Below are 25,302 nucleotides of genomic sequence, written 5' to 3'. Positions count from 1 at the left end.
CATCCAGGTTGATCTTTTCTCCAAAGCGGTCTGCAATGTCATCTTTGATGGCTTTCGTCATAGTGTTTTTTGCCTGGGTCATGGTGCGGGCCTTGGAGAAGGCGTCCAGCTTTTCGCCCTGGATCTGCAGAACCGGTTTCAGACGGAGCATGGTTCCGATGGCTGCAGCTGCAGGCGTGATGCGGCCGCCCTGTTTCAGGTACTTCAGAGTAGCTACAGTGATATAGATGCTGGAGTCGAAGCGGGTTTCTTCCAGCCAGGTTCCGATCTCATCGGCAGAGAGACCGTTTTTAGCCTGCTGGATAGCCTCGATGGCAGAGTAACGTAAGGTCCCGGAGATCCTCTGGTTGTTTACGACACGTACACGGCCATCATAGTCTTCTGCAAGCATGCGGGCAGTCTGCATGGAGCTGGAGAGACCGCTGGACATGGGGATATGTACGATCTCGTCGTAGTCTTTGAGCAGCTTGTCCCAGAGGGTAGTGACGGATTCCGGTGTAGGCTGAGATGTGGAAACTCTGCAGCCTGGATTTTGTTCAAGATGCTGAAAGAACTCTGATTGGTTCATGTCAATGTCTTCCAGATATTCCTTATCATCTATAAAAAACGGCATTGGAAGCATGTAGATGCCAAGGTCTTTTACTTGAGCGGGAGACATGCCGCAGTTACTGTCTGTAACGATTGCTATAGATTTCATAATGGTGATCCTCCTCGCCTGGATTTTCATATTTGGTCAGTTTTTCTGTTTTCTGACCGGGACATCTCAAGTATACCACAGGAAACCGCCCTTGTCATTCAACGTTTAATTCGCTATAATGATATAACATTCTGGGAAGTCGAGCGAATAAAGCTGAGAAACTTATCCGGGAACTGATACAGGAGGAAGTAGATGGTAAAAGCCATAAAAGCAATGTTGATACCAAACAATGTACAGAAAACTAAGATGTTTCAGTACGCAGGTGCTTCAAAATTTGCTTATAACTGGGCTTTGGCAAGGGAAATAGAAAACTATGAAAAAGGCGGAAAATTCATTTCAGATGCAGAACTCAGAAAAGAATTTACAAAGCTTAGACATTCTGATGAATACGCATGGTTATTGAGTATTTCAAATAATGTAACCAAACAGGCAATCAAAGATGCCTGCACTGCTTATAAGAACTTTTTCAAAGGTTTGCAGAAATTCCCAAGATTCAAGTCAAAAAAGAGATCAATGCCGAAGTTCTATCAGGATAATATTAAGATACAATTCAGCAATACTCATGTTAAGTTTGAAGGATTTTCTTCGAGCAGGAAAAGAAATAAACAAAAACTAAATTGGGTAAGACTTGCAGAGCATGGTCGTATTCCTACAGATGCTAAATACATGAATCCGAGAATATCTTTTGATGGGTTGAACTGGTGGATCAGCGTATGTGTGGAATTTCCTGATTGCATAGAAAAACTTAATGATGATGGAATTGGTATAGATCTAGGAATCAAAGATCTGGCTATTTGCTCTGATGGAGCTAAGTATAAGAACATCAATAAAAGTCAGAAAGTAAAGAAACTAGAAAAACAGAAACGCAGATTACAGCGTAGTATCTCTCGCTCTTACGAGAAAAATAAGAAAGGAGAAAGTTACTGCAAAACAAATAATGTAATCAAAAAGGAAAAACTTTTATTAAAACGAAATCACAGATTAACAAATATCCGTAAGAACTATTTGAATCAGACTACATCTGAAATTGTAAGTCGAAAACCAAGATTTATTTGTATTGAAGATTTGAATGTTAGTGGAATGATGAAAAATAGATATTTATCAAAAGCAGTTCAGAATCAGGGGTTTTTTGAGTTTAGAAAGCAGCTTGAACACAAGTGCAGGGATAAAGGGATTCAGCTTATTGTGGCAGATTGGTTTTATCCATCATCAAAGCTTTGCAGTTGCTGTGGAAACATTAAAAAAGACTTGAAATTATCTGACAGAATTTATAAATGTGATTGTGGAAATGTCATTGATAGAGATTTTCAGGCATCTATAAATCTCAAGGCTTATGGAGAAAGAGTTGCAAGCTAACACTAAAACGTTAGTGCAAATATGTACGGGTACGTTAATCCGGAATTTACGCCTATGGAGAGTACAAGAACTTGTGAGTAGATAGATATTTATATCATCAAAAGCATACTCGTTGAAGTAGGAATGAAACATAGAAGTTTATAACTTTTTATAAGTTTTCAGTAACGGGAAAATATGAACTGTCGTATTGCAGAGGGAATGGTTAATAAATATATCGATCATACGTTGCCGTTGAATGATCTGGAGGATTTTCTGGAGCATATTGAGAAGTGTTCCTCCTGCTACGATGAGCTTGCCACATATTTCATTGTACATAAGGCCATGCAGCAACTGGATGAGAAACAGGAAGATACTGTTCTGGATTTTAAGGAGCTTCTGGAAGAGGATATCCGAAAATCCAGAAGGTATATCCGAAAAAAGAAATTTCACAGAGCGATCGCTGCAGTGGCAGTTTGCGTTCTGATCGCGGCACTGGTGGTCTTTCTTGTTTTTGTGATCCTGGAACTGAAGGAGGGAATTTGATTTTGAGTGAAAAAATATTACTGATCGATGGTCACAGCATCCTGAACCGTGCGTTTTATGGTCTGCCGGATCTTACCAATGCAGAAGGACGTCATACAGGAGCGGTATATGGATTTCTGAATATTATGTTCAGGATCATGGAGGAAGAGAAGCCGGAGTATCTTACCGTTGCGTTTGATCTGAGTGCACCTACGTTCCGGCATAAGAGATATGAAGCCTATAAAGGCACCCGAAAACCCATGCCGGAGGAGCTTCGGGAACAGGTTCCGCTGATCAAGGAGATGCTTTCTGCCATGGGGATCAACATCATGTCCCTGGAAGGCTATGAAGCAGATGATCTTCTTGGTACGGTCGCCAGAAGAAGTGAAGCAAAGGGCATGGATGTTACCGTTCTTTCCGGAGACCGGGATCTTCTTCAGCTTGCCACAGATAAGGTGCTGATCCGGCTTCCGAAGACTGTCCGGGGAAAGACAACCATTGAAAACTACCATACAGCGGAAGTTCTTGAGAAATATCAGGTAACGCCGCCGCAGATCATAGAACTGAAAGCGCTGATGGGCGACAGCTCTGATAATATTCCGGGAATCCCGGGCGTTGGAGAGAAAACCGCGACCAAGATGATCGTGCAGTTCGGTTCCATTGAGAATGCTCATGAGCATCTGGAAGAGGTAAAGCCTAATAAGGCGAAAGAATCTCTCCGTGAGCATTATGATCTGGCACAGCTTTCCAAAGAGCTTGCAACCATCAACACAGATAGTCCGCTGGAATTTTCCTACGAAAAAGCGAAAGTGGAAAATCCCTATACTCCGGAGGCATATGAATTGTGTAAACGCCTGGAATTTAAGAACATGCTGAACCGTTTTGATCCGGCTGCGACAGCAGATTCCTCCATGGAACTGGAATTTTTTACCTGTAATGATCTTTCCGGTGTGGAGGCACTGTTTGAAAAAGCAGCGCAGAAAGATCAGGTGGGTATTTCTGTTCTTGCAGATCCGGATCAGGTGTATACCGTGGGACTGGTCTTGGATGAAAAAGAAATCTATCAGATCCCGGTAGGAGGACTTCTCACAGGGGATTACCTTTGCGGAAAACTGAAAACTCTGGCGGACAGTACGGTGCTCTGTGCTATGGATATTAAATCAGTTCTCAAACATGTTTCCCTTGATGATCCGAAGAAGGTTTTTGATGCGGGGGTTGCTGCATATCTTCAGAACCCGCTGAAATCTTCCTATTCCCATGATGACATCGCCAGAGAATATCTGGATGGTATGATGCTCCCCTCAAAGGAAGACCTTCTTGGAAAGACTTCTCTGAAAAAGGCCTGGGAAGAGGAACTGGAATGCCTTGGAAATTATGCCTGCTATCAGGCGTTTGTGCCCTGCATGGCCCGAAAGGTTCTTCTTGAAAAACTGGATGAAACAGGCATGCGTAAGGTTTATGATGAGATCGAGCTTCCTCTTGTCTTTACCCTGGATTCCATGGAAAAATGGGGGATTTCCGTTAAGGGTGAAGAGCTTAAGAGCTATGGTGAAAAACTTAAAGTCCGTATTCAGGAGCTGGAAAAAACCATCTGGCAGGAAGCAGGGGAGGAGTTTAATATCAATTCCCCGAAACAGCTGGGTGTGATCCTTTTTGAAAAGCTGGGACTTCCAGGTGGAAAGAAGACCAAGACTGGCTATTCCACAGCGGCGGATATCCTGGATAAGCTGGCGCCGGATCATGCCATCGTAAAAGATATCCTGGAGTACCGCCAGCTGACCAAGCTGAAATCCACTTATGCAGATGGTCTCGGAAATGTGATCGGAGAAGATGGAAGGATCCACTCTACTTTCAATCAGACGATCACAGCAACCGGTCGTATCAGCAGTACAGATCCGAATCTTCAGAACATACCGGTCCGCATGGAGCTGGGCAGGCTGATCCGTAAGGTTTTTGTGCCGGAGGAGGGATTTGTATTTCTGGATGCTGATTATTCCCAGATCGAGCTTCGTGTGCTGGCACATATGTCCGGTGATGAAAAACTGATCCAGGCTTATCGTGAGGCGGAGGATATCCACCGGCTCACCGCATCCCAGGTGTTTCATGTGCCGCTGGATGAAGTGACATCTCTTCAGCGAAGAAATGCCAAGGCGGTAAATTTCGGAATCGTTTATGGAATCAGTTCCTTTGGACTGAGCCAGGATCTAAGTATTACCAGAAAAGAGGCAGCTGCCTATATTGAGAAATATTTCGAGACCTATCCGAAGATCAAGGGCTTTCTGGACGGTCTGGTAAAGGATGGCAAGGAACGCGGTTATGTGACAACTATGTTCGGCAGACGAAGGCCCGTGCCGGAGCTGAGATCCAGTAATTTCATGCAGCGCTCCTTCGGAGAACGTGTAGCCATGAATTCTCCGATCCAGGGTACTGCAGCAGATATCATCAAAATAGCCATGAATCATGTTTATGAACGAATGAAAAAAGAGGGACTGCGCTCAAGGCTGGTGCTGCAGGTTCACGATGAGCTTCTGATCGAGACAAAGAAAGAAGAGATCGAGGAAGTTTCCCGTATTCTGGAAGAAGAGATGAAGGGAGCTGCAGATCTTGCAGTGGAACTTGACGTAGATATGCACCAGGGTGACAGCTGGTATGAGGCGAAATAAATGAGAGTGATCGGAGTAACCGGCGGAGTAGGGGCCGGAAAAAGTACAGTACTTGGAATCCTGGAAGAAGATTTCCAGGCATATGTGATCCAGGCAGACCAGCTTGGTCACATTCTGATGGAACCGGGGGAAGAGTGTTACGATGCGGTGATCGCATTGTTTGGAAAAGAAATCATAAAAAAAGATAAAACTATTGACCGGAAACGGATTTCTGATGTAGTATTCACAGATAAGGATATGCTTTTGAAATTAAACGGGATCATCCATCCGGCTGTAAAGCAGAGAATCCTAGATCTTCTTGGAGAACAGAAGGAAGCCGGAAGAGAGATCTGTGTTGTGGAAGCTGCTCTTTTTCTGGAAGAGAATTATCAGGAATTCTGTGATGAAGTCTGGTATGTGTATACAGAGGAGGAAATCCGGATCCGTCGTCTGATGGAAAGCCGTGGCTATTCCAGAGAGAAATCTCTTGGCATTATCCGAAACCAGGTATCTGACCAGGTTTTCAGAGAACATACGGATTATGTGATCGAGAATAATGGAGATCTGAAGAGTACCCGGAGACAGATCAGAGAAGGGATAGAGAGAAATGAGACTTTGTAGTATTGCCAGCGGAAGCAGCGGCAACTGTATTTATGTGGGATCTGAGGAGGCACATGTTCTGGTAGATGTGGGGATCAGCGGGAAGAGTATCGAAAAAGGCCTGAATTCCCTGGATCTTACAGGGAAAGATGTGGACGGCATCCTGATCACACATGAACATTCCGACCATATCAAGGGACTGGGAGTGATCTCCAGAAAATACGGAATTCCCATCTATACCACAGGTGGAACCGCAGATGCCATGCTTCGTATGAAATCCCTTGGAAAAATGCCGGAGGGACTGATCCACGAGATCCGGGAGGATGAGCCTTTTGAGATCAAGGACCTGACGGTAAATCCTTTTACCATTCCCCATGATGCTGCACAGCCGGTGGGTTACCGCCTGGAATGCGGAGAGCATTCTGTGGGCATTGCCACGGACCTTGGAAAATATAATGATTACATTGTAAAAAATCTGGAGAATCTGGATGCGGTGCTTTTGGAAGCAAATCATGACATCCGCATGCTTCAGGTTGGAAAATACCCTTATTATCTCAAACAGAGGATTCTGGGAGACCGTGGGCATCTCTCCAATGAGAATGCAGGACGTCTGCTCTGTCGGATCCTCCATGATAATCTGAAGGCGGTTTTTCTTGGCCATTTAAGCAGAGAAAACAACTATGAAGAACTTGCCTACGAGACTGTGTGCTCGGAGGTGACACTTGGTGACAACCCGTACCGTTCCAGGGATTTTAAGATCCAGGTAGCGAAGAGGGATCACATATCAGAAATAATCACAGTGTAGAAAGGAAAAAACGATGAAGAAGACAATTATCACAGTAGTAGGAAATGACACAGTAGGAATTATTGCAAAGGTTTGTACATATCTTGCAGAGAATCAGGTTAATATTCTGGATATTTCTCAGACCATCGTTCAGGGTTACTTCAACATGATGATGATCGCAGACACAGCAAAATGTGAAAAGGATGGCGGTGAACTTGCAAAAGAGCTTGAAAATCTGGGCAAGGAGATCGGTGTTGTGATCCACTGCCAGCATGAAGATATTTTTAACATGATGCATCGAGTATGATCAAGCAGCGAATGCGGATTGCCAATGCATATGATATCTACTTTACATCAATCATCAGGGAGAAAATAAAATGATCAATATTTTTGAGGTAAACGAGACAAATAAAATGATCGAGCAGGAGAATCTGGATGTGCGTACCATCACCATGGGTATCAGCCTTCTGGACTGTATCGATCCTGACCTGGATGCACTGAATCAGAAAATATACGAAAAGATCACCACAAAGGCCAGAAATCTGGTAGCTACCGGTGATGAGATCGCAACCGAGTACGGTATCCCGGTTGTAAATAAACGAATTTCCGTAACACCCATTGCTCTGGTTGGCGGGGCTGCATGTAAGAAACCGGAGGATTTTGTGACCATCGCAAGAACGCTGGATAAATGTGCCAAGGAAGTTGGCGTTAACTTTATCGGCGGATATTCTGCACTGGTAAGCAAAGGAATGACTCCGGCAGAGGAGCTTCTTATCCGCTCCATTCCTCAGGCAATGGCAGAAACAGAGCGCGTCTGCAGTTCTGTAAACGTTGGTTCCACCAAGACCGGTATCAACATGGATGCCGTAAAGCTGATGGGCGAGATCATCCTCGCAACAGCAGAGGCTACTAAGGACCAGGATTCTCTTGGATGTGCCAAGCTGGTAGTATTCTGTAACGCACCGGATGATAACCCGTTTATGGCAGGCGCGTTCCACGGTGTCACAGAGGCGGACTGCATCATCAACGTAGGTGTCAGTGGCCCTGGCGTTGTAAAGAAAGCTCTGGAGCAGGTTCGTGGCGAGGACTTCGGAACTCTCTGCGAGATGATCAAACGTACCGCATTCAAAGTTACACGAGTTGGACAGCTGGTTGCACGTGAGGCATCCAAGCGTCTTGACGTGCCGTTTGGTATTGTGGATCTTTCTCTTGCACCGACACCGGCTATCGGTGATTCCGTAGCTGAGATCCTGGAAGAGATCGGCCTTGAGAGAGCCGGTGCACCTGGAACAACTGCAGCGCTTGCACTTCTCAACGACCAGGTGAAGAAAGGCGGCGTTATGGCAGCAGCTGCTGTGGGCGGATTAAGTGGTGCCTTTATTCCTGTCAGCGAGGATCAGGGAATGATCGATGCGGTAAACGAGGGAGCTCTTACTCTGGAGAAGCTGGAAGCCATGACCTGTGTATGCTCTGTTGGTCTGGACATGATCGCAGTTCCGGGAGATACCAAGGCGACTACACTGGCAGGTATCATCGCAGATGAGTCTGCCATCGGTATGGTAAATCAGAAGACAACTGCAGTACGTCTTATCCCGGTTATCGGTAAGGGTGTGGGCGAAACGGTTGAGTTCGGAGGTCTTCTTGGCTATGCTCCGATCATGCCTGTAAATTCCTTCTCCTGTGATGCATTTGTACAGAGAGGTGGAAGGATCCCGGCACCGATCCACAGCTTTAAGAATTAATTTTATTTTTGGGCTTGACAGACTCACGTTGATGTGCTAAAGTAAACACAACTTAAAAAACAAACCAGTGAGAAAGAGAAGTAAACATTTCAGGAAGCTTCACAGAGAGCGGTGATGGTGGAAATCCGCAGGGGACCAGATGTTGAATGGACTTTCGAGGGCGGCCCGAACTATTTATCTGTACAGTAGGCGCCGACGGGAACCGAACCCGTTACCAATGAGGAGTGTATGTTAGTACACCGGAAAGTGGACGATTCGTCAATTTGAGTGGTACCGCGATAATAAAGAACTTTTATTACCGTCTCAAGCATGATATAAGCTTGGGACGGTTTTTGTGTTACAGGAAAAGCGATTCTGTCGCATGAAAGTTGTTCCGGAAAAGCAGACCGCAAGGTGTACAAAAGGTAATCATAAGCGGAAATAAGAAGGGAGAACAAAACCATGAAAAAAAGAATGTTAGTGATCGCAGCAGCAGTAGCAGCAACAACTATGATGATGACAAGCCCGGTTATGGCGGAGGATTTTAAAGTGGGCATCTGCAATTATGTAGATGATGCTTCCCTGAACCAGATCGTAGACAACATCCAGTCCCGTCTGGAGGAGCTTGGCAAAGAAAAGGGTGTCACATTTGATGTGTCTTATGATAACTGTAATGCAGATGCCAGTGTTATGGAACAGATCATTTCAGATTTTCAGGCGGATAAGGTTGACCTGATGGTTGGTGTGGCTACACCGGTGGCAATGCGTATGCAGTCCGCTACAGAAGGAAGCGATACACCGGTTGTTTTCTCCGCAGTATCTGATCCGGTTGGCTCCGGTCTTGTAGATTCTCTGGATGCTCCTGGTGCAAATATCACAGGAACCAGCGATTACCTGGATACTTCTTCTATCATGAAGCTGATCCAGGCACAGAATCCGGATGTAAAGAAGATCGGTCTTCTCTATGATGTAGGACAGGATTCCTCCACAACAGCGATCCAGGAAGCAAAAGATTATCTGGATAAAGAGGGAATCGAATATGTAGAGCGTACCGGAACCACTACAGATGAAGTCCAGCTCGCAGCAGATGCACTGATCGCTGACGGTGTGGATGCCGTATTTACACCTACGGACAACACCATCATGACAGCAGAGCTTTCTATTTATGAAAAATTCATCGACGCAGGAATCCCGCACTACACAGGTGCCGACTCCTTTGCATTAAATGGTGCCTTTGTAGGATATGGTGTTGATTATGCAAATCTGGGACAGAAAACAGCCGATATGATCGCTGACATCCTGATAGATAATGCGGATCCGTCTAAGACAGCTGTTGAAACCTTTGACAATGGTACTGCAACAGTTAATACAGAAACCTGCAAGGCACTTGGACTTGATTTCGATACCGTAAAGAAGGCATTTGAGCCTCTCTGCACACAGGTAAATGAGATCACAACTGCAGAAAGCTTTGATGAAGTAGAATCAAAATAAATTAACCGCTCACTTTTGTGAGCAGTTATGAAATAAATCCAATTGGAGGAAATCACTGTGACGATTGCAACTATGCTCTCCCTCGGGGAGACTGCCCTGAAGCTTGGACTGATCTGTTCTCTGACAGTTCTTGCTTTGTTCCTTAGTTATTCCATGCTGAATGTCTGCGACCTTTCTACAGATGGCTGCTTTACCTTCGGGGCCGCTGTAGGAGCCGTAGTTGCTGTAAGCGGACATCCGTTTCTGTCCATTGCGGCAGCCATGGCAGCAGGTGTTACATCAGGATTTGTAACGGCTATCCTGCAGACGAAGCTGGGAGTAGACAGCCTGCTTGCAGGTATCATTGTAAATACGGCGTTATATTCCGTAAATATCGCAGTTATGGGAGGCTCATCCCTGATCAATATGAATCGGACGACCACAGTATTTACCATGATGAAGGATGCGCTTGCAGGTACACCGTTAAAAGGCAGGGAAGATATCCTGATTGCAGCCATCGCAGTGATCCTCGTGATCGTATTTCTGGTATTCTTTCTGAAAACAAGACTTGGCCTTGCGATCCGGGCAACCGGAAATAATTCTGATATGGTAAAATCTTCCTCCATCAATCCGGTCTTTACAACGGTGATCGGCCTTTGCGTGGCAAATGCATTTACCGCACTTTCCGGATGTCTTCTGTCTCAGTCACAGAAATCCGTAGATATCAACATCGGTCAGGGTATGGTCACCATCGCACTGGCATCATTGCTGATCGGAGGTACTCTTCTCGGACATGGAGGAATTTTTGTGAGAGCGGTGGGAATGGTGCTTGGTTCCTTTATCTTCCGCCTTGTGTATACCATCGCACTTCGGTTCAATATGCCGGCATTTATGCTGAAGCTGGTATCCTCTGTGATCGTTGTTCTTGCAATTTCCGGTCCATATCTTAAGAAACAGTGGCCGCAGATCCGAAGAAGAATGACTCATGCAAAAGGGGGAAGATGATCTATGTTAAAAATCAGCCATATTTCAAAAACATTTAATCCGGGAACCGTAAACGAAAAAAAGGCGATCACAGATCTTTCCCTGGAACTGAAAAAAGGCGACTTTGCTACGATCATCGGTTCCAATGGTGCAGGAAAATCAACACTTTTTAATGCGATCTGCGGTGATTTTCTTACAGATGCCGGTTCAATCGAGCTGGATGGCAGGGATATCACATTTATGCCGCAGCATGCACGCGCAAAAGAGATCGGACGTCTTTATCAAGATCCGATGCGTGGCACTGCACCGGGAATGACGATCGAAGAGAATCTTGCACTTGCAGCCGGCAAGGGTGGGTGGCTTTCCCGCACGACCCGGCAGGAAAAAGAGCGTTTTCGTGAGGAATTAAAGAAGCTGGACATTGGGCTGGAAGAGCGGATGAGTCATCCGGTAGGTCTTCTTTCCGGTGGACAGAGACAGGCGCTGACGCTTTTGATGGCAACCATGAATCCGCCGAAATTACTTCTTCTGGACGAGCATACTGCAGCCCTTGATCCGGGAACTGCTGAGAAAGTCCTTAATCTCACCAGACGGATCGTGGAAGAAAATCAGTTGACCTGTCTGATGATCACACACAATATGCAGTCAGCAATTGATCTTGGTAACCGTATCCTGATGATGGACTCCGGCAATATCGTGCTGGATATCGGAGGGGAAGAGAAGAAGGATATGACCGTGGATGGCCTTCTTGAGAAATTTAAAACGGGAGTGGGCAAGGCTTTGGATAATGACCGTATTCTTTTGTCTGAATAAACGGAATAAATAATGAAGAACCGTTACCGATCATGTGTAAAGTGGAAAATGAATAGCTGCTTTACACAGGTGATGGTTCTTTTTTTATGAAAATTCTTGAGTATGTCACGTTACCGTGATAAAATAAATGAAATCACTTTGTGATTTCATTTATGAGCAAGTAGCGAAGCGGATTGCGAATATCCGTTTAATTTTATTATGGAAGAGGGACGAATGATATGCAGTTTTCAAAAAGACTGGACCGATTTGGAGATGAAATTTTTGCTGCTCTGAACAACCGGCGTATGGAGCTGGAAGCACAGGGCATGAAGATCTATAACATGAGTGTGGGAACTCCGGATTTCAAGACTCCGGAATATATCAAGAAAGCTGTAGCGGAAGCAGCTATGGATGATAACAACTGGAAATACAGTCTCCGCGATCTGCCGGAGCTTCTGGACGCAGTCTGTACTTATTATAAGAAACGTTTTGATGTGGAACTGACACCGGACATGGTAATGACTGTTTATGGAAGTCAGGAAGGAATGGGGCATCTTGGCATGGCGCTTTGTGATGAGGGAGATACAGTACTTCTTCCGGATCCGTGCTATCCCGTATTTGCAGCAGGAAGTCTGATGGCAGGAGCAGTTCCTTACTATTATCCGCTGGTTGCAGAGCATGATTTCCTTCCCTATGTAAAGGGAATTCCGGAAGAAATAGCGAATAAGGCTAAATATATGGTAGTATCCCTGCCGTCCAACCCGGTAGGAAGCATTGCCACTCCGGGACTTTACGAAGAAATCGTGGAATTTGCGAAAAAATATGATATTCTGATCATTCATGATAATGCGTACAGCGATATTATTTTTGACGGGGCATTTGGAGGAAGTTTTTTGGCCACTCCGGGAGCGAAAGATATTGGCGTGGAATTTTTCAGTCTTTCCAAATCCTTCAATGTTACAGGCGCAAGACTTAGCTTTCTGGTAGGCCGGCCGGATGTGATCGCAGCGCTCCGCAAATTGAGAAGCCAGATCGACTTCGGCATGTTCCTGCCGCTTCAGAAAGCAGCTATTGCAGCACTTCAGGGACCGCTGGACAGCGTAAAAGAACAGTGTCAGAAGTACCAGGAGAGAAGAGATGCTCTCTGCCAGGGACTTCGTGATATCGGATGGGAACTTCCAAATGGAAAAGGCACCATGTTTGTCTGGGCGAAGATCCCGGGTGGCCGCACCGACAGCATGGCATTCTGTATGGAACTGATGGAAAAGGCCGGCGTCATCGTGACTCCGGGAGCAAGCTTTGGTCCCCACGGAGAGGGCTACGTACGTTTCGCCCTGGTACTTCCGCCGGAGAAGATCCGGGAAGCAGTGGAAGCGATCCGAAAAAGCGGATTAAACTGAATAACTGAAAGTTGTTCAAAATCCGATCTCAAGCCATGAAAAGATTACTTATTAGCGTTCAAGCCGCTGTGGATCTTAAATGATCCGCAGCGGTTTTTTCATCTCGTGGATGAAAGGCTGACCTGTTTTGTGGCAGAGAAGCATTTCGTAAAGATTGGAAACCGCACAGGTTTCATTAAAAAGTCGAAACGCAGTTTCATCGAGGATCGCAGATGCATCGGCGGCTTTGGTGATCAGCGGGATCGAGGCGTTTTTCTTGATCTGGCTGAGAAGCGGAGCGCTGTTTTTTTGGAAGCCAAGTACCCGGGCATAGGGAATGTGTCCGGGTGCTTTTGTTTTTTGGTCAAGAAAGATCCGGACAAGGCTGCGGCAGATAGCAGAACGGGTAATATCCCGTGTTTTCAAAAGATCCGCAAACTGGGAAAAACCTTCATATTGATTTCGGGATTTCAGGATACGCCGGATCAGTGCATCCGAAAGCTCCGGATACATTTTTAAAGTTTCTTCGGATTCCAGAAGCAGTTTGTAATGCAGAGGAAGATCCAGTGCTGAGTCAGAAAGCCATGCTCCTTTTTTGAGAGAATTCAGGAATCCGGGAAGGGAAGCAGAAGGGATCAACCGGGAAAGATCAGCAGACTGCACAGTTCCTTCGGATTTTTTCATAAGGCTCCGGATGCCGGAAGCAGAGGGAAATTCTTCGTCGGAAAGCAGAGAAAAATCCGTATCATGATAACCACTTCCCTTTCTTAAAAGTGCATGAGGAAGGATACGGCTGTTAAGACGGAGAAGCGCTTTGCAGTATTCGATTCCCAGGATGTTATTGGGAGAAGAAAGAATGAGTTCAATATGTTCTGATGAAACGCCGAATGTGTTATACACGGAAGTGGCTTTTTCTCGCATGTAACGGATCAAAGCACTGCTTCTTGCAGCAGGAAAACTCATTCCGGTACGAAGATTCTGCTGAAGGAGTTTGCGGTATTTAAACGGTTCCTTTACAAGAATCTGTGCAATATTCATAAGAGTCTCTGTATCTCCGCATTCGCTTCCGAAACATAGCTCATCTACAACACCAAGCCCGTCAAGAAGGCTTACGCCACCTGCGGCAAATCCTTCCGCACTGGCCGTTGCTGTCTGTACCGGCATTTCCAGGATCAGATCGGCGCCTCCGAGAAGAGCCATCTCAGCCCGGAGATGTTTTTCCATAAGGGCAGGAGCCCCTCTTTGGACAAAATCCCCGCTCATGGCGATCACAATATAATCAGCACCAAGGATCTCCCGGGCATAGCGGATCTGGTATTCGTGACCTTTGTGAAATGGGTTATATTCTGCAATGATTCCAACAATTTTCATATAAAAAAGTACCTGCCGTTTCTGAAAATTCAAATCTTGAAATAAGTTCTTATATTATAATAATGGTGCTATTTTAACATAAGCAATGTAAAAAGTTAAGCGGCATTCGAAATCTGTTTTGCTGCCATAAACCCGAATGCTGCTGTCCGCTCTGGGCCCGGCAACACCCTTTGTGAGATACAGAAATCACGCAAATTTATGATCATGCGCCGAAATCCTCGGGCCATCTGTGATCTTTATCCACAAAAAACACATCGCAGAACATTGTCGGTAAACAGTAACAATTGCACTTCAAAAAATACGCAGTATAGCCATTTTCTGACAATGAAACGCTTGAAAAGAAAAGGGTAAGGGGGTATAATAAACATAGTGTAGTGCCCGAACAGACACTAGCGTTTTTGTTACATCAAGAAAGGAGCCATTTAATCATGGGATTTGTTGAACTGCTTAAAAAAAGAGCAAAAGAAAGCGTAAAAACAATTGTACTGCCAGAGACAGAGGATATGAGAACTCTTGAGGCAACTGACAAGATTCTGAAAGAGGGAGTTGCAAAGATCATCCTCATCGGTAATGAGGAAGAGATCAACAAGAAAGCTGCAGAGGGCGGCTTTGATATTTCCGGTGCACAGATCGTAGATCCGGAGAAATCTGACAGAACTCAGGCATATATTGATAAATTTGTAGAGCTGAGAGCAAAGAAGGGAATGACACCTGAGAAAGCGAAAGAGATCCTTCATACTCAGTACCCATACTATGGCGTAATGATGGTTAAGATGGGGGATGCAGACGGTATGGTATCCGGTGCATGCCATTCTACAGCAGATACACTTCGTCCATGCCTTCAGATCCTGAAGACAAAACCGGGAACCAAGCTTGTATCCGCATTCTTCCTGATCGTTGTTCCGGATTGCGAGTATGGTGCAAACGGTGCATTCGTATTTGCTGATTCCGGTCTGAACCAGAACCCGACTCCGGATGAGCTTTCTGCGATCGCAGCATCTTCTGCTGAGTCCTTCAAACTCCTTGTTCAGGAGGAGCCGATCGTAGCTATGCTTTCCCACTCCACTAAGGGAAGTGCAAAGCATCCTGACGTAGATAAAGTCGTAGAGGCTACAAGAATTGCCAAAGAGGAGCATCCGGAGCTTAAACTTGACGGAGAGTTCCAGCTTGATGCAGCTATCGTTCCAAGCGTAGGCGCATCCAAAGCACCGGGAAGCGAAGTAGCAGGTAAAGCTAATGTACTGGTATTCCCTGACCTTGATGCAGGTAACATCGGATACAAGCTTGCTCAGCGTCTTGGTAAAGCAGAAGCATACGGACCTGTTACACAGGGTATCGCAAAACCTGTAAACGACCTGTCTCGCGGATGCTCTGCAGATGATATCGTAGGTGTTGTAGCGATTACAGCAGTACAGTGCCAGGCAGAGGATAAATAATTATTAAAAGATCAGGAGAGTTAAATCATGAACGTATTAGTTATCAACTGTGGAAGTTCTTCATTAAAATATCAGTTAATCGATTCTGAGACAGAGAATGTACTTGCAAAGGGTCTCTGCGAGAGAATCGGTATCGACGGAAGACTGGTATACCAGAAAGCCGGATGTGACAAAGAGATCACAGAGGCAGCTATGCCAACACATAAAGAAGCAATCCAGATGGTACTGGATGCTCTTACAAACGATAAGACAGGTGCGATCGGAAGCCTTAAAGAGGTTAATGCGATCGGACATCGTGTCGTACACGGAGGCGAGAAATTTGCTTCTTCCGCAGTGATCACAGACGAGATGATCAAAGCAGTAGAAGAGTGCAATGACCTTGCACCGCTCCACAACCCGGCTAACCTCATTGGTATCCGTGTATGTGCAGAGCTTATGCCAGGCGTACCGCAGGTAGGCGTATTTGATACCGCTTTCCATCAGACAATGCCTGCTAAAGCATATCTCTATGGACTTCCGCTTGACTTCTACAAGAAATATAAAGTAAGAAGATACGGTTTCCACGGAACATCCCACAGCTTCGTATCCAAGAGAGCTGTTGATTTCCTTGGCCTTGACAAAGACAACTCCAAAGTTATTGTCTGCCACCTTGGAAACGGATCTTCCATCAGCGCAGTTGTAAATGGCAAATGTGTAGATACAACAATGGGTCTTACACCACTTGAAGGTGTTGTTATGGGAACTCGTTCCGGTAACATCGATCCGGCTATCATGGAGTTCATTGCTAAGAAAGAGAACCTGGACATTGAGGGCGTTATGAACGTACTCAACAAGAAATCTGGTCTTCTCGGACTTTCCGGCGGACTTTCCAGCGACTTCCGTGACCTCAACGAGGCAGCTGAAGGCGGAAACGAGGATGCAGCTAATGCCATCGACGTTCTCTGCTATGGCATCGCTAAATTCGTAGGCGGATATGTTGCAGCAATGAATGGTGTTGACGCGATCGTCTTCACAGCAGGTATCGGTGAGAATGCGATCCCGGTACGTGAGAAGGTTGTCAGCTATCTCGGATACCTTGGCGTAACACTTGACAAAGATGCTAACGGACATCGTGGCGAGGAAATCGTGATCTCCACACCGGATTCCAAGGTTAAGGTTGCAGTTATCCCGACAAACGAGGAGCTTGCAATCTGCCGTGAGACTGTAGCACTGGTATAATCAGCTGTTTCAGTACCGGTACAGAACCGTTCGGGCATGATCGGTAATCAGGCAGAATTATATATTACTGTGGATCAGCAGTATACATTCGGGGGGCGGACAATTAAAGGTCCACCCCCGTAATTTACCCCGAATTTCTGATTAAGCCAACAGTAACAAAAAATTAAAAAAATGTAATATTTTCCCGAAAATAACGTTGACAAATCACAAGACCATATGTATAATGGATTGAGTGTGGATAGGAGAGACTTATGCAGATTCATTTATTAGACATTTCTTCCTGTGATGGCAAGACGATCCAGGAATCAGTTGTTCCTGAACTGGAGAAGATTGATTTTCAGATGGGAAGTTTTCCGGTACTTGCGAAGGAACCGGTAGAGCTTACGATCACCAATACCGGTGATAAGGTTCTTGAGCTTACAGGAACCGGTAAGATCACAGTGGGTATTCCCTGTGACCGCTGTCTTGAGACAGTAGCCGTCGAGATACCGCTGGAATTTAAGAAGAAGCTCGATATGAAGCTTTCTGATGAAGAGCGTGTCAATGATCTGGATGAAAGCAGCTATCTCACAGGTATGAACCTGGATGTGGACCGGTTGGTCTATCTTGAGGTATTGATATGCTGGCCTTTAAAGGTCTTATGTAAAGAAGACTGTAAAGGTATCTGCAGCCGCTGCGGGAAGAACCTGAACGAAGGTCCCTGCGGATGCAAGGAGGAGCCTAAGGATCCCCGCATGGCAGCTATCAGTGATATATTCAGTAAATTTAAGGAGGTGTAACCTATGTCCATTTGTCCTAAGAACAAATCTTCCAAAGCTAGACGTGACAAGAGAAGAGCGAACTGGAAAATGAGCGCTATGAACCTTGTTAAATGTAGCAAATGTGGAGCACTTATGATGCCACACAGAGTTTGCAAAGCTTGCGGAAGCTACAATAAGAAGGAAATCATCAAAGTTGAGGACTAATTTTAATTAGACAGTCAATATATGATGCGAAAAGAGTCTGGTATGCTGAGATAAGTATACCGGCTTTTTTTATACTCTGGGGGGAAATAAAAAAATATGAAACAGAACAAGAATCAGAAAAATACCGCCGTGAACCAGATCACAGAGGGTGTGATCTGGAAGCAGCTTCTGATATTCTTTTTTCCGATCTTGTTTGGAACTCTGTTCCAGCAGATATACAATACTGCCGATACAGTTGTAGTAGGCCGCTTTGTGGGAAAAGAAGCATTGGCAGCAGTAGGAGGCTCATCCAGTATGATCGTGAATCTCATCGTAGGTTTTTTTGTAGGTTTATGTTCCGGTGCGTCTGTAGTGATTTCTCAGTTTTACGGAGCGAAAGACCACAAAAACCTTAAAAAAGCACTTCACACATCCATGATCTTCTGCCTGGCTGCCAGTATTATTGTGGGAACAGCAGGTTTTATCCTGGCTGAGCCGATCCTTCACCTGATGAAAACACCGGCAGAAGTAATTCCCGATTCTGTGCTGTACCTGCATATCTATTTTGCGGGAACATTTTTCAATCTGGTCTACAACATGGTATCCAGTATCTTAAGAGCAGTGGGGGATTCCAAAAGACCGCTCTATGTGCTGATCATTACCTGTTTGTTGAATATTTTGCTGGATGTTGTATTTGTAGTGATCTTCCATATGGGAGTCCTCGGTGTTGCACTTGCAACAGTCAGCTGCCAGGCAGTCAGTGCCATCCTTGTAACCTGGTTCCTGATGCGCGCAGAGGATATTTATCGTCTGGAATTTCATGAGATTCGTTTTGATCTCCGGTCTTTGGGGGCTGTTCTCAGGATTGGACTTCCGGCAGGACTGGAATCGGTGATGTATAATATTGCCAATCTCACCATTCAGATTTTTGTCAATGAACTGGGGACTGACACAGTGGCAGCCTGGGGAACTATGGGAAAGATTGATGCGGTGTTCTGGATGGTATGCAATGCTTTTGCCATCTCAATTACCACCTTTGTGGGACAGAATTATGGTGCCGGAAAATACCACCGCATGCGAAAAAGTGTCCGCGTCTGTATGATGATGGCATACATTTCGGCGTTTATTGTAAGCGGAGCACTTATTCTGTTCGCAAATCCGATCTACCATTTGTTTACAACCGATCAGGTGGTTGTAGACATTGGGGTGCATATGATCCGTTTCCTGATTCCGTCCTATGCTATTTATGTTGTGATCGGAATTCTTTCCGGAGCGCTGCGCGGTGCCGGAAGAGTACTGGTTCCTATGATCTTGACCTGTGGAGGAGTCTGTCTTTTACGTATCATCTGGTTGTTTGCCTTTGTAAGATCTCATCCGGGGATCGAAAGTATCATGCTCAGTTATCCGGTGTCCTGGATAATTACTGCGGTGCTGTTTGTCATCTATTATTTTCGGCGATTTCCAGGTATGCAGAAAAAGAAATAACGATATATGAAAAGGTGCTGATTCTGTGCAATAGCAGTGATCAGCACCTTTGTTTTGTTCGAAAGATGTCGATTTATTACGTATAGATTTGATTGCCTGAAAGCTGAAAAAGAGGTATTCTGGATGCAGATAGATGAAACATATGTAATGGGGATGACCAGATATGTATAATCTGCAAAAAACAATACGATATGGTTTTTGGTTGATATTTGAAGTTATTGCGCTGTGTGTCGGTATGATTTATAACGCGAGAACTGTACGGGCTGAACCTGAAGTGCAGCAGCCGGCCAGAAAGGTAACAGAAGTTGTTACTGAAAAATGGACTGTGATCAGTGGAAAACGTCTGGATCTTATCCTGAAATATATGGGAGATATAAATTTTGAAAAAGAAGGAATCAGTCTTCGTATCCCTGCTTCTGTGGCACAAAGTTGGAAGGTAGCAGAGAATGGTACAATACAGGCACTGGTACAAAAGGTTTCCAATCATTCATATGAAATAAAGATCTATAAAGGCACTCAGAAGATCACGGATATTCCGGGGAGCCGGATCATGATACCGGTAAAAGAGATGTTTCCCAACGGAGGTCCGGAAACTATGGAAATTACGGATTCCCGAGGAAGAAAACTAAAGACATTCCTGGATAAAAAGCAGGATCTTCTGATCGTTGACACGGACGAGACAGGAATCTTCTGCGTAAGAGGTCGGAAAATAGATGATATAGAAGAGAATCCTTTTGCAGTGGCAGTCCTGACGACAGCAACAATGATAACAGTGCTGATCGTAGGAATCCGAAGCAGATCCGGAAAGCGAGGTGACAGTCATAAAGGAGAAAAGTAGGCAATGGACCCTGATCTTTGGACTTACTGTGGTGTTATCTATGACTGTTTTTTTTATGATGTATCTCATAAATAATGAATATACAGCGAAAGGCGAGCAGCCCATTCAGGGAATCCTTTGTCTGGATGATAAAGATGCGGCGGCAAAGCTGCATTATCTTGCCAGGGAATGGCAATATTTTCCGGGAAAGCTGCTTACACCTGAGATGCTGAAAAAGGATCCAGGATATTACAGTTGTTATATTTCGATCGGAGAGCGTAATGAAATGGAACTGGGGAATGAAGAGGCTTCTACGTATGGATGTGGGACATACCGGATGTTTCTGATCCTGCCCGAAGAGGAAAAAATCTGGGCTATATCTATGACGGAGGTTTTTTCCGCATACCGAATCTATATCAATGGAGAACTGGCCGGGGAAGTAGGGAATCCTGACGAAAAAACCTATGTGGACCGGGTCATGAACCGTGTTTTTACGTTTCAGGGATCCGGGGTTGTGGAGATTGTCATAGCAGTAGCAGACAAAAGCCATATCAGATCCGGAATCCAGACTATTCCGGTTTTGGGATCTCCGGTCCGTGTAAGCATACAGAGAGGACTGCGGGTACTCGGAAGCGGCTGTGCCATTGCGTTCTGTATCTGTATCATGTTTGGGACTCTTATGGTACATGTCAGAACCAGGACAAAAGAATTTGCTATTTTTAATCTGGTCTGTCTCTGTGTGGCAGGGTATTCGTTATGCTCCCTGGTACATAATTTTTTTCTTCTTCCCACAAAGCCCTGGTATGCCCTGGAAACTATGATCTATTATCTGATCCTTTCCTGCATGATCCGGCTTGAGGATTGTATTATAGGAAAAAAAAGGGGCATATATCTGTTTCTTTTGATCGATCTCTGGATCGTAGTAGCTTTCTTTCTGGAGATTTTTGCGGATATACTTCCTTCAGCCAGGCTTCTTTATGATGTTGTCTGGATCAGTGAGGCAGTCAAATGGGTGGCAGCGATCTATATGCTGCTCAATACTTTTGGAGAAACAGATTGCAGATATGGAAAGATCGTTTTGGTGGGAACAACGATTTATGCCTGTTCCCTTGTGGCAGATCGGATAGGGTATCTTTATGAGCCGATTTTTGGAGGAGGTTTCCCGGAGACAGGTGGGCTGATACTGACAGCTGCGTTTGGCTGTGTTCTGTGGAGAGACCTGTCAGAAGCATATAAGATCCGTCTGACTTATGAGGTATACAGTCATCAGACTGAACTTCGTCTCCTTGCCCAGAAAAATCATTACGACCGATTAAAAGAACAGATGGAAGAAACCAGCCGTGTCCGTCATGATATGCGTCAGCACCTTCGTGTTCTGTCTGCATTACTGGAACGTGAGCAGTATGGAGAAATGCAGAAATACCTTTGCCGGTATACCCGTGAATTTCAGGAACGTTTGACCTATCATTCTTACTGTAAAAATCAGGTTGCCGATGCGATCTTACATTATTATGAAGAACTATGCAGAAAAAACGGGATCGTTTTTCAGTGTCAGGTAGAAGCACCGGAAAAAACAGGGATCCAGGATACAGATTTCTGTCGTCTCTTTGGTAATCTTCTGGAAAATGCCATAGAAGCGGCACAGCTTTGTCCGAAAGGCAGTTCCAGATTTGTCCGTGTACAGATCCGTACCAGAAGTAATAAACTTCTTATAAAAGAAGAGAACAGCTGCACAGATCCCTTACGCAGAAATAAAACAGGATTTTTTTCAGGTAAGCATTCCGGACAGGGGATCGGAACTGCGTCGATCATGGAAATTGCGGCACGTTATGGAGGGTTTGCGGATTTTCAGTCTGAAAATGGCATTTTCAAAGCTGAGATATTTCTTCATCTGACGCAAAGAGATACTGAAGATAGGCTTTACGGATAGCAGAAGAGCCACGTTTCCGGATCTGGACAACCTCCCCGTTGTCCAGAAGAAAGCCTTCTTCAGAAGCTTCCTGTATACGGTCCATATTAACGACACAGCCACGATAACAGGAGAGAAAATTAGGACAGTCCCGGATCTGCTCCTCAAATTTGTGAAAGGTAAGATAAGAACGGACCGGACCGGCGTCGGTATGAAGGCACACTGCATTTCGGAATGTATCTGCATATAAAATACTGCGCAGAGGGACCTGGATGGGAACCCGGTCAGAAACGACTTCAATGTAACGGGATGCCAGTAAATGCCTGGATTGAAAGGAATCCAGAATGGAACAGAGTTTTTCTGGCTGAAATGGTTTCAGAAGATAATAGGAGGCTCCTACATCATAGCTTTCCACAGCGAAATCACTGCTGGTAGTGACAAAAACAAGGATGCAGTTATCGGACTGTCTTCGGATCCTGCGCGCAGCTTCCATACCTGTCATTCCGTCCATATAAATATCCAGGAACAGGATCTGAAATTTTCCGGGCTGATAATCTTCAAAAAATTCTTCTGCGCTGAAGAAATGACAGATTTCTGCCCGGATCTGTTTTTTCTCAAAATAGGAAACAGCGATATTCTTCAGGGCTTCTGCATCCGTTGAGATGTCATCAATAATTGCAATATTCAAAATAATATAACCTCCGGTTTATAAAAGATTAGTAAAAATAGTATATCATAACTTTTGTGTATATCCAATATCGGATTTTTGCCTGAAATGACGTATTGTGTAGAAAATTATTAGGAATGAACGTGATTTTAGCAGATATTTCAAACAAAAATGTCATATTTCATGGAAACTGTCATTTTGTCACAGGTCTGTTGTCATTTCCCGATAATTTTTTTACAATAGCGTCAAAAGATACGAAAGGCGGTGGATATACGAAAAATAAGGGCAGCAGCTGGCGACACCAGAAACTGTTGACCAAGATCCAGATAAAAAAACAATCCCCCAAGAGGGCTGTACTTCCAGATTTGAGGTACAGCCCTTTCCCCTGTCATAACAGTGATTCTTGACGGAATCGTGGAAATTCGCTATCATGGAAATGATTTTTATATACTTTGGAAGAAAACGGAGAAAATGCGCATGAACATTCTTAATATAGAACATATCCACAAAATTTTTGGGAGATAAGGTGATATTTTGATGATATCTCCTGCGGCATCGATCAGGGAGAAAAAATAGGTATCATCGGTGTAAACGGAACCGGTAAGACTACTTTGCTCCGCGTGATCGCCGGAGAGGAAGAACCGGACGAAGGGCAGGTGATCACCCAGAACGGGATCCGGATCAGCTGGCTTCCCCAGACTCCGGAATTTCCCGCAGCATATACCATTCTGGACTATGTGGCAGAAGGCAAATGGCAGAAGGACTGGAGTACCGAAAGTGAGGCCAGACGCATGCTGAATACACTTGGTATTACCGATCAGAATATCAATATGGATAATCTTTCCGGTGGTGAAAGAAAAGAGTGGCGCTGGCAAGGATGCTTTTAAATCCGGCTGACATTCTGATCCTGGATGAAGCCTACCAACCATTCTGGACGGAGAAAATGGTCATATGGCTGGAAGATTTTCTCCGGAATTTTCGTGGGACGGTGATCATGGTCACTCATGACCGTTATTTCCTGGATCGTGTGGCAAACCGGATCCTGGAGATCAGCCACGGAAAATTATATTCCTATGCAGGAGATTATTCCAGATTTCTGGAGCTGAAAGCGCAGAGAGAGGAAATGGAGCTTGCCAGTGACCGGAAGCGCCGCAGTGTACTTCGGATGGAACTGGAATGGGCAGCAAGAGGCTGTCGTGCCAGAATACAAAACAGAGAGCAAGGCTTGACCGTTTGGAAGCACTGGAAGGCGGGAAAAACCCCGCTGAAAGAGCAGAATGTGGAAATGGATTCCATTGAGACCCGTATGGGAAAGAAAACCATAGAGTTTCATCATGTAAGTAAAACCATCGAAGGTCGTCTTTTGATCAATGATTTTGATCATATTGTTCTTCGTGATCAGCGTCTCGGGATCATCGGACCAAATGGCTGCGGTAAGGTCCACACTTCTTAAAATGGCAGATGGACTGATCTTGCCGGATTCCGGAGAGATTCAGATCGGAAGAAACGATCCGTATCGGGTATCTTGCCCAAAACGTTCCGGATATGGATGGAAGACAGCGGGTGATCGATTATATCCGTGAGGTGGCGGAATATGTTCCGACAAAAGAAGGAAGGATCACAGCTTCCCAGATGCTTGAGAGATTTCTTTTTGATCCGGCCATGCAGTACACTCCGGTGGAGAAGCTTTCCGGAGGTGAGAAGCGAAGACTGTATCTTCTGAAGGTTCTGATGGAGGCGCCAAATGTTCTTCTTCTTGATGAGCCCGGAAATGATCTTGATATTCCCACCATGACCATTCTTGAGGACTATCTGGATTCTTTTTCCGGCATCGTGATCACGGGTGTCCCATGACCGCTATTTCCTGGATAATGTGGTGAACCGTATTATGGCATTTGAGGGAGATGGCCGGCTTGTCCAGTATGAGGGCGGTTATACGGATTATCTGGAAGCAAAGGAAAGAAAGGACAGTCTCTGGAAACGCGTTCAGATATGAATGGCGGTACAGTACAGGGAGAAACAGCTGAGCCTGAGAAAAAGAAATCCGCTGCAGATACCTGGAAACAGAACCGGAAACAGAAACTGAAATTTACCTATAAAGAACAGAAAGAATTTGACACTATTGACGATGACATCGCAGCATTGGAAGAACGTCTGGAGCAGATTGACAAAGAGATGGTTGCCAATGCCACAAATGCGGGAAAACTCCGGGAGCTTTCCCGACGAGCAGCAGGAAATCCAGCAGAAGCTGGACGAAAAAATGGATCGCTGGGTATATTTAAATGATCTTGCAGAGCAGATTGAAAATCAGAAAGAGTAAAAGATATTGACTTCTCAGGCAAAACTCTAGTATCATAAATAACGGTACGTTAACCGGATAAACTGCGAAGCAGTTATTCGGTTATGAGTAGGTAGCGAATGCGGATTTCGAATATCCGCTTAACTTTTGGTACTCTGCAATGAAAATCCTTATACGGATGTGTATGAGGATTTTCACTACAGTGTACCATATGCATTCCGAAAAGATTT

The 25,302-nt window shown here is 45.0% G+C and carries 21 protein-coding genes, 2 pseudogenes and 1 other annotated feature; of the genes and pseudogenes, 20 read left to right on the top strand and 3 right to left on the bottom strand.

Annotation, left to right across the window (positions count from 1 at the left end):
• The coding region (locus tag CCC70_RS13095) for a DegV family protein (RefSeq protein WP_287085029.1) at positions 1-697 on the bottom strand (697 nt) is incomplete at its 3' end.
• A gap of 134 nt (positions 698-831) precedes the next feature.
• Between CCC70_RS13095 and CCC70_RS16750 the strand changes: the two are divergent.
• The 12 genes and pseudogenes from CCC70_RS16750 to CCC70_RS13040 form a co-directional block, all read left to right on the top strand.
• Positions 832-942 (top strand): annotated as a pseudogene (locus tag CCC70_RS16750) (IS607 family transposase); the annotation flags it as partial.
• A complete protein-coding gene (locus CCC70_RS13090) occupies positions 890-2,053 on the top strand; it encodes an RNA-guided endonuclease InsQ/TnpB family protein (RefSeq protein WP_287085028.1) in 1,164 nt (387 codons plus the stop codon). The pseudogene CCC70_RS16750 and the gene CCC70_RS13090, both read left to right, overlap by 53 nt.
• Positions 2,054-2,227: 174 nt before the next feature.
• Positions 2,228-2,575: an anti-sigma factor family protein gene (locus CCC70_RS13085; RefSeq protein WP_044962144.1), complete on the top strand. Its 348-nt coding sequence runs from the start codon at positions 2,228-2,230 to the stop codon at positions 2,573-2,575.
• Positions 2,576-2,577: 2 nt separating this feature from the next.
• On the top strand, positions 2,578-5,217 hold the full coding sequence (gene polA, locus CCC70_RS13080) for a DNA polymerase I (protein WP_287085027.1): 2,640 nt from the start codon (positions 2,578-2,580) through the stop codon (positions 5,215-5,217).
• Positions 5,218-5,817, top strand: coding sequence for a dephospho-CoA kinase (coaE, locus tag CCC70_RS13075; RefSeq protein ID WP_287085026.1), 600 nt, complete (start codon positions 5,218-5,220; stop codon positions 5,815-5,817). It begins immediately after the preceding gene.
• Positions 5,804-6,601: an MBL fold metallo-hydrolase gene (locus CCC70_RS13070; RefSeq protein ID WP_022427103.1), complete on the top strand. Its 798-nt coding sequence runs from the start codon at positions 5,804-5,806 to the stop codon at positions 6,599-6,601. The genes coaE and CCC70_RS13070 overlap by 14 nt, the downstream gene beginning before the upstream one ends.
• A gap of 13 nt (positions 6,602-6,614) precedes the next feature.
• Positions 6,615-6,887, top strand: a complete 273-nt coding sequence (locus CCC70_RS13065; RefSeq protein WP_015525249.1) for an ACT domain-containing protein — start codon at positions 6,615-6,617, stop codon at positions 6,885-6,887.
• 70 nt (positions 6,888-6,957) lie between these two features.
• Entirely contained in the window at positions 6,958-8,322 is a 1,365-nt protein-coding gene (locus CCC70_RS13060; RefSeq protein WP_015525248.1) for a PFL family protein, read from the top strand.
• 58 nt (positions 8,323-8,380) lie between these two features.
• Positions 8,381-8,631 (top strand) — a binding site (T-box leader).
• Positions 8,632-8,763: 132 nt separating this feature from the next.
• Complete coding sequence (locus CCC70_RS13055) at positions 8,764-9,792, top strand: ABC transporter substrate-binding protein (RefSeq protein WP_021652537.1); 1,029 nt, start codon at positions 8,764-8,766, stop codon at positions 9,790-9,792.
• Positions 9,793-9,864: 72 nt separating this feature from the next.
• The gene (locus CCC70_RS13050; RefSeq protein WP_118624922.1) at positions 9,865-10,776 is read left to right on the top strand and encodes an ABC transporter permease; all 912 of its coding nucleotides are present in this window, start codon (positions 9,865-9,867) and stop codon (positions 10,774-10,776) included.
• A gap of 3 nt (positions 10,777-10,779) precedes the next feature.
• Positions 10,780-11,568, top strand: coding sequence for an ABC transporter ATP-binding protein (locus CCC70_RS13045; RefSeq protein WP_015525247.1), 789 nt, complete (start codon positions 10,780-10,782; stop codon positions 11,566-11,568).
• Between the two features lie 218 nt (positions 11,569-11,786).
• Complete coding sequence (locus tag CCC70_RS13040) at positions 11,787-12,947, top strand: pyridoxal phosphate-dependent aminotransferase (RefSeq protein ID WP_118369301.1); 1,161 nt, start codon at positions 11,787-11,789, stop codon at positions 12,945-12,947.
• A 75-nt stretch (positions 12,948-13,022) separates the two neighbouring features.
• Here CCC70_RS13040 and CCC70_RS13035 read toward each other — a convergent pair whose 3' ends face one another.
• Complete coding sequence (locus CCC70_RS13035) at positions 13,023-14,297, bottom strand: tRNA(Met) cytidine acetate ligase (RefSeq protein WP_278603572.1); 1,275 nt, start codon at positions 14,295-14,297, stop codon at positions 13,023-13,025.
• Between the two features lie 428 nt (positions 14,298-14,725).
• Here CCC70_RS13035 and pta point away from each other — a divergent pair, with 428 nt between their 5' ends.
• From pta to CCC70_RS13000, 7 genes are all read left to right on the top strand, one after another.
• The gene (pta, locus tag CCC70_RS13030; protein WP_015525244.1) at positions 14,726-15,733 is read left to right on the top strand and encodes a phosphate acetyltransferase; all 1,008 of its coding nucleotides are present in this window, start codon (positions 14,726-14,728) and stop codon (positions 15,731-15,733) included.
• Between the two features lie 27 nt (positions 15,734-15,760).
• Complete coding sequence (locus tag CCC70_RS13025) at positions 15,761-16,951, top strand: acetate/propionate family kinase (RefSeq protein WP_118369303.1); 1,191 nt, start codon at positions 15,761-15,763, stop codon at positions 16,949-16,951.
• A 251-nt stretch (positions 16,952-17,202) separates the two neighbouring features.
• Positions 17,203-17,730, top strand: coding sequence for a YceD family protein (locus tag CCC70_RS13020; protein ID WP_092069907.1), 528 nt, complete (start codon positions 17,203-17,205; stop codon positions 17,728-17,730).
• A 3-nt stretch (positions 17,731-17,733) separates the two neighbouring features.
• Entirely contained in the window at positions 17,734-17,916 is a 183-nt protein-coding gene (gene rpmF, locus CCC70_RS13015; RefSeq protein ID WP_015525241.1) for a 50S ribosomal protein L32, read from the top strand.
• Between the two features lie 96 nt (positions 17,917-18,012).
• On the top strand, positions 18,013-19,380 hold the full coding sequence (locus CCC70_RS13010) for an MATE family efflux transporter (protein WP_118369305.1): 1,368 nt from the start codon (positions 18,013-18,015) through the stop codon (positions 19,378-19,380).
• A 163-nt stretch (positions 19,381-19,543) separates the two neighbouring features.
• Positions 19,544-20,218 carry a hypothetical protein gene (locus CCC70_RS13005; RefSeq protein ID WP_287085025.1) on the top strand — a complete coding sequence of 225 codons (675 nt, stop codon included), beginning with the start codon at positions 19,544-19,546 and terminating at the stop codon, positions 20,216-20,218.
• Positions 20,219-20,258: 40 nt separating this feature from the next.
• On the top strand, positions 20,259-22,127 hold the full coding sequence (locus CCC70_RS13000; RefSeq protein ID WP_287085024.1) for a sensor histidine kinase: 1,869 nt from the start codon (positions 20,259-20,261) through the stop codon (positions 22,125-22,127).
• On the opposite strand, the gene CCC70_RS12995 is transcribed toward CCC70_RS13000, so the two are convergent.
• Positions 22,066-22,794, bottom strand: a complete 729-nt coding sequence (locus CCC70_RS12995) for a LytR/AlgR family response regulator transcription factor (protein WP_287085023.1) — start codon at positions 22,792-22,794, stop codon at positions 22,066-22,068. The genes CCC70_RS13000 and CCC70_RS12995 overlap by 62 nt on opposite strands.
• Positions 22,795-23,250: 456 nt before the next feature.
• Here CCC70_RS12995 and CCC70_RS16585 point away from each other — a divergent pair.
• Positions 23,251-25,093 (top strand): annotated as a pseudogene (locus CCC70_RS16585) (ABC-F family ATP-binding cassette domain-containing protein).
• Positions 25,094-25,302: the final 209 nt, after the last annotated feature.

It is taken from the genome of Blautia sp. LMAG:89 (assembly GCF_008679485.1).
GTDB classification, from domain to species: Bacteria; Bacillota; Clostridia; order Lachnospirales; family Lachnospiraceae; genus Blautia_A; species Blautia_A fusiformis.
This window is presented reverse-complemented; position numbering and strand designations above follow the sequence as displayed.